Below are 12,022 nucleotides of genomic sequence, written 5' to 3' on the forward strand. Positions count from 1 at the left end.
CTGACGCGAACTCGGCGATCAAATGATCCAGAAATGGCCCATTATCGGCCGCAGTTAAACAAATCGCATGTCATGCCGTTAACCATATATGTCTGGAACCCGTCTTCAATTCAATGACGTTCAGGCACTTTATGTTTGACGGAGTGATATGATGCAAATCGCTGTGACAGAAAATACCGTTGCCGAACTGGTCGAAAGACGATCCAGCGAGCGTCACGTCGCCGTTATGCTTATCGCTAAATTTTCGTCAGGGGCGGTACAATCGATCTGCCGGATTCGAAATATTTCGTCGATGGGCGCGCGTGTCGAAACCAATGTGGCCCTGCAGATCGGCCAGCGCATGGCACTCGAACTCAGATCGGATTTGCAAATGTCGGGTCGCATAATGTGGGTAAAGGATGGCAACGCTGGCGTTCAATTTGATACCGCCATTGATGTTGCCAAATTCCTGTCGCGCTCCGAAAGCAAAATCGACCGGATCAAGGCTCGGGCACCGCGTTACCAGTGTTTCGCGAATATCGTCATCGTGACCGATGGCGGCTGTTTTTCCTGTAACATGGCCGACATCGGACTGTCAGGCGCCGGGTTGGTGGATATCCCGGCTCGTGCAAAATTGCGTTCCGGTCACATATTGAAGATTATAGCCGACGGAATTTCGGCGCATCACGCCACCATCGCGTGGGTGGATGGCAACCGGGCCGGAATCAAATTCCGGCATCCCCTGCGATATACCGACTTACAAGAGTGGCTGCTCGATTTTGCGAGTCCGATACCAAAGATGGATCATCCTATATCGATGGCCCGTCATACGCATTGATTTGCGCACGCCTTTTACCGGGCGGCTTTGCAAGAACTATTTTACTTTAGCCTTCGCCTTCTTCGCAGGCTTCGCCGCCTTCTCCACCTTCACCTCGCTGAAATCCGCGTCGCGTAAGGCTTCGAATGAGCGTTGCAGCGCGGCGGCGTAGGCCGACGGGTCGGGCATAATCGCGCGGTCGCTGGTGAAGGAAATGGCGATTTCCGGGCCATAGCTGTAGATCGTGTTGATCAGGCCCATGCCGTCGAACACCGGCCCCAGACCCATCATCCGCACCAGCTTTGCGCCTGCAAAATAGAGCGGGACTCGCGGGCCGGGGACGTTGGTCGCGACGCAGTTGAACGCGGGCGAGTGCAGGTTCGATATGCCGAGCCTTGTATACAGCCGCGCGCCCAGTCCGGCGAGCGCGGCGGGCATGAACTGGCTGTAATCGGTCAGCGTCCGCGCGCCGACGGCGTTGGTCATCGCCTTGCTGTTCTTCACTTCCTTATGGATATAGCGCAGCCTTTCCGCCGGGTCGGCGATATGCGTGCCGAGCTGCACCATCATCGCGGAGACGAGGTTGCCCAGCGATTCCTTCTCGCCGTCTGCCCGCACCGAAATGGGGGCCATCGCGGTCAGGCTGGGCTTGGGCAGGGCGTCGTGGCCCATCAGATATTCGCGCAAGGCCCCTCCGATGATGGCGAGGATCACGTCGTTGACGGTCGCGCCCTCGATCCGGTCCTTGATCGCGCGGATATCGGCGAGCGAATAGACCACGCCGTCGAACACCCGGTGCGGGCCGACCTTGCCGTTGAAGATGGTCTGCGGCGCCATGCGCGTGGATTTCAGCGAGACGTCACCGCCCGCAATTTCCTTGGTCAGCCGCGCAATGCCGGGCACGGTGTTGGCGACCGTCTTGGCGAATTTCACCGGCTGGGTCACCGAATTGAACCATGTCCGCATCAACATTTCGGCAAGCTTCGGATCGCTCTCCGGCTTCCAGCTTGATGGCGCTGGTTCCGGCACTTCCTTGGGTTCCAGATCATGCACCGCCGCGCTCAGCTCCACGCCCGACATGCCGTCAATTGCGGCGTGGTGAACCTTGGATACGAGGGCAAAGCTGCCTTTGGGAATGCCGGGGATATTGTCGAGCCCCTCGACAATGTTGAACTCCCATAGCGGCTTGGTCAGGTCCATCCCCCGCGCATGCAGACGCGCGACCTGGATGCACAATTGCCGCCAGTCCCCCGGTTGCGGCAGGGCGATGTGACGGACATGATATTCGAGATCGAAATTCGCATCCTCGACCCAATAAGGATGGTCGAGGTCGAACGGCACCCGCACCAGTTTCTGGCGGAAACTGCGTGCCTTGTCCAAGCGCCCTTCGATATGCCGCAAGATATCCTTGAAGCGGACGAACCCGCCCGGCGCCGTGGACGGGTCATAAATCGCGACCGACCCGATATGCATCGGCGTGTTCGGCGTATCCAGATAGACGAAACTCGCGTCTTGCCCGCTTAGTTGCTCCATAGCCCTCTCCTGCCTTATTTTGCAGGGAAGCTATCGCGATTCTATTGCGAAGGCGAGTCCTAAGCTTTGGGGGTCTGCATGGCGACGACGAGCCCGATCATCGCCAGCGCCGCGCCTGAAATGGCGAGCAACGACCATTGATAACCTTCAAGAGCGGTCGAGATCAGCATGGCGATCACCGGAATCAGCACGCCGGTATAGGCCGCCTTGCCGGGGCCAATGTCGCGGATCAGGCGGAAATAGGCCGGGAAGGTGAGCACGGTGCCGACAATGCCAAGGTAGAGCACGCCACCCAGATAGGCCGGGCGGGGGTCAATGACCGGCGGGCCGGCGACGACGAACGCGATGATGGCGTTGATGATTGCGCCGCAGAGCATTGACCAGGCCAAAATCGTAACGGTCGGAAAGCGGGCGATGCGGGGCGTTACCTGCAGCACATTGGAAATGGAGGCGAAGCCCACGGCCGCGATGGTGAAGGACAGCCCGATAAGCACCTCCGTTCCGCCGACCGGTGCGACGCGATATTCGCGCAGCATCAGCAAGCCGACACCGGTGGTGGCAATCGCCGACCCGATGATGAACGGCCGTCCGATCGGACGCCCCAGCCACCATTTGCCGAGCAATGCATTGGGAATGATCAGCAACGCGAAAATCACGGCGACCAGACCCGAGGTAATGTGATGCTCCGCCAGATAGACGAAGTTGAAATTCAGCGAAAACTGCACCAGCCCCAGAAAAGCGGCCCAGCCCAGAAACTCCCGGTCAATACGTAAGGGCTGGCGCATGACCAGCGCCAGAAGGAACATACCGATGGACGCCACGGTAAAGCGGTAGGTCACCGACCAGCTTGACGGGACGACGCTCAATTGGTCGCGGATCACGAACCAGGTTGATCCCCAGATCAGCGACACAAACACAAAGGGGATCAGGACGCGCGGCGTCAGCAGCCCGGGTTCGGCAATGGGTTCAGGGTCGGATCGGCTCACAGGGCGGCAATCGCGCGGGCGAGCGGTGCGACATCGTCCTCTATGTGGTGCCAACTCGTAACCAGACGCGCTGCACCTTCTCCCCAGTCGTAAAAGTCAAAACCCTGCGCGCGCAAGCTGGCGGCTTCGGCGGCGGTCAGGCGAACGAAAATCTCGTTGGCTTCCACCGGATAGAGCAGACGGCCTTGCGCCGCATCGGCAATAATCGCCGCTGCCGCATTGGCCGCACGGGCGTTGGCCAGCCACAAATCATCGTCCAGCATCGCCAGCAACTGCACCGCCAGAAAGCGGCCCTTGGACTGTAGATGCCCGGCGCGCTTGCGGCGATAGCGCGCGGCGTCCGCATGGGCGGGGTCGAAATAGACCAGTGCTTCCGCACCCATGCCGCCATTTTTGGCAAAGCCGAAACTAAGCACATCGACGCCTGCACGGACGGTGACGTCGGCGGGATGGCAGCCAAGCGACGCCACTGCGTTCCCAAAACGCGCGCCGTCCATATGGAAACCGATATGGCGTGTCCGGCACAGTTCGCCCAACGCCGCCACTTCGGCAGGGCGGTAGGTCAGCCCATATTCGGTGGCGTTGGTCACCGACAGCGCCGCGGCCTGCACCTGATGCACATCGTTGCGGATCGTCCCCAGCAAATCGCCAACGGCCTGCGGCGTAACCTTCGCGCCATCGCCGTCGACCAGCATCAGCTTTGCACCGCCCGTATAAAATCCGGGCGCGCCGCATTCATCGACCTCGATATGCGCTTCGCGGTGGCAAATAATGCCCTGATGCGGTTGGCACAGCGAGGTGAGCGCAAGACAGTTGGCGGCGGTGCCGGTGGCGACCCACAGCACGGCCACGTCGCAACCAAACGTCTCGGAAAAACGGGCATCCAACTGCGCACTCCAGCGGTCGCCATCATAGGCGGTATCAATCTGGTTCGCATCGGCGATGGCCTGCATCACCTTGGGGTGAACGGGGGCCGCATTGTCAGAGAAAAAACGCATGTTTTGCGCAAGAAAGGAAATGCGCACCGGCGTCAAGCGGTTAGCGTGGCGGCGCGTGGAATCGCGGCAATCTATGGGTTCATCGACTTCTGTAAAGTCACCGTCACCCTGAACCAAGTCCAGGGTGACGGAGAGAAGAGAGGTGAACCTCCATCCACCGCAATCCGCATCGCCGACACCCTTCGCGGTTGCATCTCTTTTTTGCCAAGCTATCGGAAGCACAGGGAGCCTTTTTTGATTTCGTGCGTTTGGGTGTCTGGAGATGCGTTTTTGATCAAATCCTTGGCTGTGCTGCATCTCGCTTTTGCGACGGCCCCCGTGCTTGCCCAGAATCCGGCCGGCGCGGCTGAAACTGCGCCTGTGCCCGAAGACTCCGGCAAACCGATCATCAGCGACGAAGAATTTGACGCCGCGATTCCCAGCCTTGACGACAAGCCGCTGGAATCGGTGGAGGAATGGCAGCGCGAGCAGGACGCCCGCGATGAAACGGGCGCGAGCGAAGATGTCCGGCAGCAAACCCGGCAAACCACAGAGGAAGCCGCAAATCCGGCCTTGCGCGACGGCGACGCGGTCGAAATTCTGAGCGATCCGCCGGTCGTCGACCCTCTGTTGGATGAACCGCTGCCATCGATCGATGTGTTCGACGCCGAACCGCCGCCGCAACCCACCGAAGCGGCGGAAAATGAGAACAACCAGTCGGTGCGCTATGTGGTCAAGATCAACGGACTGGATCCGGAAGCAAGCGCCGACATTGCGGTCGACGCGGACGGAAATATCTATCGCAATAGTCTGCGCCGCTTTTACGATCTGTCCGCGCTCGGCAGAAATGGCGGGCGTGCCGACACCCGCGCCGTGATCAGCCAACGCGCGCGGGCCGACCGGCAGTTGCTGCTCGATATCCTGACCAGCGAAGGCTTTTACGACGCCGCCGTGCGCGTGGCGACCGAGCGGACCAACGCGGCGGCAGCGGAAGGCAATGGGCCCACTGCGGCAGAGCCCCTGAATGTCACCCTGAATGTTGTTCCCGGTCGGCGTTATTATCTGGGCGAAATTCGTTTCGAAACGAAAGCGGTCGAGCCTGCGGACCTGATCACCAGCAATTTCGTGCCCAAAAGCGGCGATCCCATTGTTGCCGACACGATTCTGGCCGCCGAAGCCAATATTTCGATCAAGCTGCCTGAAAGTGGCTATCCCTTCGCAACCGTCGGACAGCGCGACATATTGCTCGATAGCGAAAAGGGGCTCGGGGAATATACCCTTCCAATCGATCCCGGTGCGCGCAGCGTGTTCGGGCAGATCAAGAGCGAGGGCACCGAAGCCTTTGACGCCGAACATGTCGCCATATTGCGGCGCTTCAAGACAGGCGATCTGTACGACAGCCGCAAGGTCGATGATCTGCGTGCTGCACTGGTTGCCACCGGATTGCTCTCGACCGTGTCGGTCGAACCTGTGCCCGGCGAGGGGATGGCTCCCGACGGCACGCCCTATGCGGATTTGCTTGTCCGGCAAGAGGCAGGGCCTGCGCGCACCCTGGCGATCAGTGCCGGTTATGGCACCGGCCAGGGCCCTCGGGTCGAAGGAAGCTGGACCCATCGGAATCTGTTCCCACCCGAAGGGTCGCTGACCGCGGCGGGGGTGTTGGGAACACAAGAACAAGCCGCGAGCGTTGCGTTTTCCCGCGCCAATGCCGGAAAGCGCGACCGCACCTTTGAAATGTCCTTGTCGGCGTTGCACAGCAATTATGACGCGTTTGAAGCCTATACCGGACGGATCGCCGCCTTTTACAGCTATGCCTCGACACCGATCTGGCAGAAGAAATTTACTTGGTCGGCGGGTCTCGAAATATTGGCCACATCGGAAGACCAGTTTGACGTGGCGCGCGGCCTTCGCAACCGGCGCATCTATTATGTCGTGGCGCTGCCGGGGCAGGTCGGTTTTGACCGGTCGGACGATTTGCTGAACCCGACCAAAGGCTATCGCCTGAATTTGCGGCTGTCCCCCGAAGCATCGCTGGGTGGCGGAAAGCGGATTTACGCCCGCGCTATCCTCGACGGGTCCTATTATTATTCGCCGACCGACAGCCTTGTATTGGCCGCGCGCGGGCGCGTCGGTACGATCAGCGGAACCGGACGCGATGATCTGGCGCCCTCGCGGCGTTTCTATGGCGGTGGCGGCGGGTCGGTGCGTGGCTTCGGCTATCAGCAACTGGGACCGAAGGACTTGAACGGCGACCCCATTGGCGGGCGCAGCATGAACGAAGCCGCGCTGGAGGCACGCTACCGTTTCGGCAATTTCGGTGTCGCGGGCTTTGTCGACGCCGGGCAGGTTTATGAAAGCAGCATTCCCAAATTTGACGACTGGCGCTTCGGCCTTGGCATTGGCGGGCGCTTCTACACCAATTTCGGACCGGTCCGGCTGGATCTGGCGACACCGCTGAACCGGAAACAGGGCGAATCCAAGATCAGCGTCTATGTCTCGATAGGGCAGGCGTTTTGACGCTCGGCAGTCGCCTCGCAATTGGTGGCGCAGCCCTGTTGGGCGTGCTGCTGGCCGTGCTGTTTGGCGCTTATGTCTGGCTGGATACGCAATCGGGCCGTGCTTTCGTCGCGCGGCAGGTGGCCGCAGTTGCGCTTGAAAACGGGCTGAATATCCGGATCGGGAAGATTGACGGATCGATTTATGGCGGCGCGGTGCTGCGCGATGTGCAATTTCGCGACCCGAAGGGTGCCTTTGCGTGGTCCCCCGAAATCCGGCTCGACTTGCATCCCTTCGCCTATCTGACGGGTGTCGTTGATGTCGATGCGCTGACCGCGCGCGAACTGAATGTGGCGCGGATGCCGGCGTTCAATGTCGTTCCCGACCGGGGCGATCCGTTGCTGCCCGATCTCGATATCCGGATCGACCGGTTACGGGTGGACCGCATCGTCTTTGCCAAAGCGATTACTGGCGAAGAACAGGTTGCAAGTTTTTACGGCAAGGCGCGGATTGCCGACCGGCGTGCGGTGGTCGAGGCGACCGCAGGATCGGCGCAAGGCGACAGGCTGGCGCTCAAGCTCGATGCCGTGCCGGACGATAACCGCTTTGATGTCGACCTGAAAATTGATGCCCCTGCCAAGGGTCTGGTTGCCGGATTGATGGGACGTGATGTGCCGGTTCAGGCCGCGCTGCAAGGGCGCGGAAGCTGGCAGAAATGGGATGGCCGCCTGACCGCCAGCATGGGCGCGGAACAGGTGGCGGATGTTGCATTGACCGCGCGGGACGGGACCTTCACGGCCAAGGGCGAAACGGCCCCCGCCAAGGTGATGGCGGATAGCCTGATCGTGCGCGGGTTGTCGCCCGTTGCCCTGGTCGATCTGTCGGCCTCCTTCGACCAGCGTGTTGCGAATATCAAAGGCAGCGTGCGTTCGGCCTCCGCCGTGCTGGGTGCCAGCGGTCTGGTGGATCTGGGGCAGGGGGCGTTTGACGATCTGGCGCTGGATATCCAGCTTCTGCGTCCCGCGATTATCGGCAGCAATGTCAGCGGCACGAATGTGCGGGGGAAAGCCCTGTTGAACGGCGCCTTTGCCGCGCCGACGGTGGCCTATTCGGCGACGGCGACACGGCTCGCTTTTGACCGGACGACGTTCGAAGATGTGCGCGTCACCGGCGAGGCGCAGGGCAGGAAAGACCGCTTCCTCATTCCGGTCAATGCCGTTGCGCGGCGCGTGACGGGCATCAACCAGATTGCGGGCGGGCTGCTGACCAATGTCAAAATGAATGGCGACATCGCCATCGCTAATGGACGCCTGCTGTCCGACAATATGAAAATCCGGTCCGACCGGATCAATGCGACCGCGCTGATCGTTGGGGACATTGGCAAGGGTTTCTACACCGGCGCGCTGAACGGCAAGGTGGACGGGTTTGAAGTGAGCTCGGTCGGGCTGTTCAACATGGTCGCCGATGTCGATCTCGAAACCACCTTGGGGCGCGGCTATGCGCTGGTCGGCACGGTCAAGGCGCGGTCGACCAAATTGTTCAGCCCCGGTGTGCAGAAATTCCTCGGCGGGCTGATGTTCGTCAATGCGGGCATCCGCTACGGCACCGACGGCGTGCTGCGCATCACACGGGCAAGCGTGGTCGCGCCGCAATTCCGGTTGAACAGCGGCAACGGAACCTATGTGACCGAGGGTGGCCGCGTTGTGTTCAACGGCGCGGGCTATTCCAACCAATATGGTCCTGTGGCGGTGCAACTGACCGGCACATTCGAGCGCCCCGTGGCCCGTGTCACCGCGTCGCGGCCGGGCTTTGGCGTCGGCCTGTCCAATGTGGTCGGGCTGGTGACCCGCAGCGCGAAAGGCTATGCGATCACGCTGACCGGCGCGACGGACTATGGGCCGATCAGCGGGGATATCGACGTGCTGTCAGGCAACGGACCGCTCACCATCGACATATTGCGCGGCGATTTTGCAGGCATTGGCCTGACCGGCCGGGTGCAGCAGGCGGCGTCGGGTCCGTTCCTGGGAACGCTGAACGGCGCGGGCGCAGGCTTTGACGGCACCATCGCGCTGTCGGCTGAGGGCCAGTACCAGCGCGCCTTAGTCGATGCGGTCGCAACCAACGCCGAACTTACCGGCGGGGAGCAGACGCTCGCCATCGGGCGCGGGGCCATCAAGGCCGACATCATACTTTACGACAGCCCGCAGATCGTCGCCGACGTGCAGGTCCAAAATGCGCTGCTCAACGATATCGAACTGGCCGCGGCGCGGGCGAAGGTCGACTATCGCGGCGGCACCGGCACCGCCAAGATCCTCGCCGAAGGACGCAGCCAGGTGCCCTTCCGCATCGCCGCCAACGCCGACCTAACGCCCGAACTATGGCGCATCGCGGCGAAGGGCCGGGCCAACAGCATCGATTTTTCGACCGAAGGCCCCTTACGCATCGTGCCTAGGCGCGATGAATATGAAATCAAGCTGTCCACCATCCGCGTCGCCAACGGCACGGTGAAGCTGGCCGGCAGCTATGGCGATGGGCTGGAGCTGCAATCGCGGCTCGACAATGTGAACATCGCGGTCATCAATCCCTTCCTGCCGGGGCTCGGCATCCGGGGCCGCGCGACGGGTAGCATCGACTGGTCGCAAGCCTCCTTCGCCGCCTTACCCCGCGCCGATGCGCGGCTGGAAATCCGGCGCTTTGTCCGCAGCAATCTGGGGTCGCGGTCGCAGCCGGTGGACATCAGCCTCGTCGGCCGCCTGCTGCCCGATGGCGGCAACGCCCGCGCGATCATCCGCCGTCTGGGCGCCGCAGTGGGCCGCATGCAGATCGACCTCACCCCCTTGCCGCCGGGCAATGCCAGTTGGACCGAGCGCCTGCTCGCCGCGCCGTTGTCGGGCGGCATCCGCTATAATGGCCCTGCCGACACGCTCTTCTCCCTCGCCGCGCTGGCGGACCAGAGCCTTGATGGCAATATCGGCGTCGCAGCGGATTTCTCCGGCCGCGTGCAGACCCCGCGCCTGACCGGCGTCGTGCGCGCCAACGACCTGATTTACGAAAATGACGTCTACGGCACGCGCCTTACCAAGCTGCGGGTACGCGGGCTGTTCACCAACGACCAGCTGGAGGTGACCGAACTGTCCGCCATGGCGGGCAAGGGGACCGTTACCGGTAAGGGCTTTGTCAATCTGAGCTCCGAAAAGGGCTTCCCCCTGCAACTCGACCTCGACCTCAACCAGGCCCGCGTCGCGCGCAGCGAGCTGATAACCACCACCGCGACGGGGCAGATCAGCGTCACCAACACCCCCGACGGCGACGCGCTGATCAGCGGGACGTTGCGCCTGCCCGAAACCCGTTTCAAGATCATCCGACAGGGTGCCGCCTCGGTCGCCACCCTGACCGGCGTACGGCGCAAGGCGGCGTCGGGCCGTCCGCGTGTATCGGGCGATGCCGACCCGATCAGCACGCTGTCGAGCAATTGGAAACTCGACATCAAACTGACCGCACCGGATGAACTTTATGTCAGCGGCATGGGGCTGGAGTCCGAATGGGGCGCCAACCTGCGCGTCACCGGCACCAGCAACGCGCCGCGCATGTCGGGCGAGATGGAACTGGTGCGCGGCACGCTCGGTTTTGCCGGACGCTCGTTCGAGCTGGAAAATGGCCGGATCAGCTTCAACGGTGGCCCTGCCACCAACCCGTCCATCCGCATCGCGGCGGCCAGCGAGGTCGACGGCACGACGGTGCGCGTCAATATCCGTGGCACCGGCCAGAACCCCGATATCAGCTTCAGCTCTACCCCCGCCTTGCCGCAGGACGAGATCATGGCGCGCATCCTGTTCGGCAATTCGATCGGCGAATTGAGCGCGATACAGGCGGTGCAGCTTGCCGCATCGCTCAACAATTTGCGCGGCGGATCGGGCGGGCTCAATCCGCTCAGCGTGCTGCAATCGGCCACCGGCCTCAACCGCCTGCGCATATTGGGCGCGGATCAGGCGACAGGCCGCGAAATGGCCGTGGCGTTCGGCCAATATATCACCAATGATGTCTATGTCGAAATCGTCACCGATGCGCGGGGCTATACCGCGACACAGCTGGAGATCAGCCTAACGCCTGCGCTTTCGGTGTTGAGCCAGATCGGCACCACCGGTACATCCAACGTCAACGTCCGCTACAAAAAGGATTATTGATGCGCGCGCTCTGCATTCTCCTGCTGCTCGGCGCCTGCCAACAGGATTTCGACAGCCAATATGCCGAGACCGAGAAAAAGGTGAAGGCGGCAGAGGCAAAGATCGATGCGGCGCGGGCAAAGCAGGAAAAGCAGGAGGCGGGGGAGCAGCGTTGAGGGGTAAAGGATTACAAACGACTCAAACGCTAGGCCACTAAATGTCTAACCTAAAACAACAAAAGCCCCGCTGGTAACAGCGAGGCTTGTGAAACTCTGTTTTATTGGGGAAAGTTGGTTGCGGGAGTAGGATTTGAACCTACGACCTTCAGGTTATGAGCCTGACGAGCTACCGGGCTGCTCCATCCCGCGCTACCAACATGATCGACGCCAAAGCATCTGACCAAAAACGAAAAAAGGCGGACACTATCGAATTTCGACAGCCGTCCGCCTTTTGAATTATGAATGGGCTTATCCAATGCACATACTTAGCAAGCGCCGGCTGCAATGCCTGGCGACGCCCTACTCTTCCAACGCTTAAGCGGTAGTACCATCGGCGCAGTTTGGTTTCACGGCCGAGTTCGGGATGGGATCGGGTGGGTCACAAACGCTATGGTCACCAAGCAATGAAGCAGGCGCTCACTAGTAAAGTGAATTTGGGTTATAATCGATGCCCGTGCAGGGAAATTATCTGGTGTGACTTTAATCATCCACAATGTTTTGACGTGGCTGAAGCTTTCAGCACTGTCATTGATGGTGGGACTTCAAGCGCGAAAAGAGTAATTAGGATTGGTTAGCTTCACGCATTACTGCGCTTCCACACCCAACCTATCAACGTAGTGGTCTACTACGACTCGATGAAATCTAATCTCGAGGGAGGCTTCCCGCTTAGATGCTTTCAGCGGTTATCCCGTCCATACATAGCTACCCTGCTGCGCGGCTGGCGCCACGACAGGTACACCAGAGGTATGTTCAACCCGGTCCTCTCGTACTAGGGTCAACTCCTCTCAAATTTCGACGCCCACGGCAGATAGGGACCAAACTGTCTCGCGACGTTCTGAACCCAGCTCACGTA

Annotated in this window: 7 protein-coding genes, 1 tRNA gene and 2 rRNA genes; 4 read left to right on the forward strand and 6 right to left on the reverse strand. The window is 61.0% G+C overall.

Going from position 1 to position 12,022, the window contains the following annotated elements:
• Positions 1-148 precede the first annotated feature (148 nt).
• Entirely contained in the window at positions 149-817 is a 669-nt protein-coding gene (locus ACKVOS_RS12905; RefSeq protein WP_409212393.1) for a PilZ domain-containing protein, read from the forward strand.
• Between the two features lie 36 nt (positions 818-853).
• On the opposite strand, the gene ACKVOS_RS12910 is transcribed toward ACKVOS_RS12905, so the two are convergent.
• From ACKVOS_RS12910 to ACKVOS_RS12920, 3 genes are read right to left on the reverse strand one after another with little or no spacing between them, the layout of a single operon-like run.
• Entirely contained in the window at positions 854-2,329 is a 1,476-nt protein-coding gene (locus ACKVOS_RS12910) for a WS/DGAT/MGAT family O-acyltransferase (RefSeq protein ID WP_409212394.1), read from the reverse strand.
• 59 nt (positions 2,330-2,388) lie between these two features.
• Positions 2,389-3,315, reverse strand: a complete 927-nt coding sequence (locus ACKVOS_RS12915; RefSeq protein WP_409212395.1) for a DMT family transporter — start codon at positions 3,313-3,315, stop codon at positions 2,389-2,391.
• Positions 3,312-4,313 carry a threonine aldolase family protein gene (locus tag ACKVOS_RS12920; protein ID WP_409212396.1) on the reverse strand — a complete coding sequence of 334 codons (1,002 nt, stop codon included), beginning with the start codon at positions 4,311-4,313 and terminating at the stop codon, positions 3,312-3,314. The genes ACKVOS_RS12915 and ACKVOS_RS12920 overlap by 4 nt, the downstream gene beginning before the upstream one ends.
• Positions 4,314-4,583: 270 nt before the next feature.
• Here ACKVOS_RS12920 and ACKVOS_RS12925 point away from each other — a divergent pair, with 270 nt between their 5' ends.
• From ACKVOS_RS12925 to ACKVOS_RS12935, 3 genes are read left to right on the forward strand one after another with little or no spacing between them, the layout of a single operon-like run.
• Positions 4,584-6,809 (forward strand): autotransporter assembly complex protein TamA, encoded by a 2,226-nt coding sequence (locus tag ACKVOS_RS12925; RefSeq protein WP_409212397.1) that lies wholly within the window; start codon positions 4,584-4,586, stop codon positions 6,807-6,809.
• Positions 6,806-10,972: a translocation/assembly module TamB domain-containing protein gene (locus ACKVOS_RS12930; RefSeq protein ID WP_409212398.1), complete on the forward strand. Its 4,167-nt coding sequence runs from the start codon at positions 6,806-6,808 to the stop codon at positions 10,970-10,972. Before ACKVOS_RS12925 ends, ACKVOS_RS12930 begins: the two co-directional genes overlap by 4 nt.
• Positions 10,972-11,127 (forward strand): hypothetical protein, encoded by a 156-nt coding sequence (locus ACKVOS_RS12935; RefSeq protein WP_409212399.1) that lies wholly within the window; start codon positions 10,972-10,974, stop codon positions 11,125-11,127. Before ACKVOS_RS12930 ends, ACKVOS_RS12935 begins: the two co-directional genes overlap by 1 nt.
• Positions 11,128-11,242: 115 nt before the next feature.
• Here ACKVOS_RS12935 and ACKVOS_RS12940 read toward each other — a convergent pair.
• The 3 genes from ACKVOS_RS12940 to ACKVOS_RS12950 all read right to left on the reverse strand — a co-directional run.
• Positions 11,243-11,319, reverse strand: a tRNA-Met gene (locus ACKVOS_RS12940).
• A gap of 137 nt (positions 11,320-11,456) precedes the next feature.
• Positions 11,457-11,571 (reverse strand): 5S ribosomal RNA (gene rrf, locus ACKVOS_RS12945).
• Between the two features lie 140 nt (positions 11,572-11,711).
• Positions 11,712-12,022 (reverse strand): 23S ribosomal RNA (locus ACKVOS_RS12950); the annotation flags it as partial.

The organism is Sphingorhabdus sp., assembly GCF_046154385.1.
In the GTDB taxonomy this organism is placed as follows: domain Bacteria; phylum Pseudomonadota; class Alphaproteobacteria; order Sphingomonadales; family Sphingomonadaceae; genus Sphingorhabdus_B.

Coding starts and splice junctions, on each gene's coding strand:
- ACKVOS_RS12910 (WP_409212394.1), bottom strand. CDS start 2,329: ATGGAGCAACTAAGCGGGCAAGACGCGAGTTTCGTCTATCTGGATACG.
- ACKVOS_RS12920 (WP_409212396.1), bottom strand. CDS start 4,313: ATGCGTTTTTTCTCTGACAATGCGGCCCCCGTTCACCCCAAGGTGATG.
- ACKVOS_RS12905 (WP_409212393.1), top strand. CDS start 149: ATGATGCAAATCGCTGTGACAGAAAATACCGTTGCCGAACTGGTCGAA.
- ACKVOS_RS12935 (WP_409212399.1), top strand. CDS start 10,972: ATGCGCGCGCTCTGCATTCTCCTGCTGCTCGGCGCCTGCCAACAGGAT.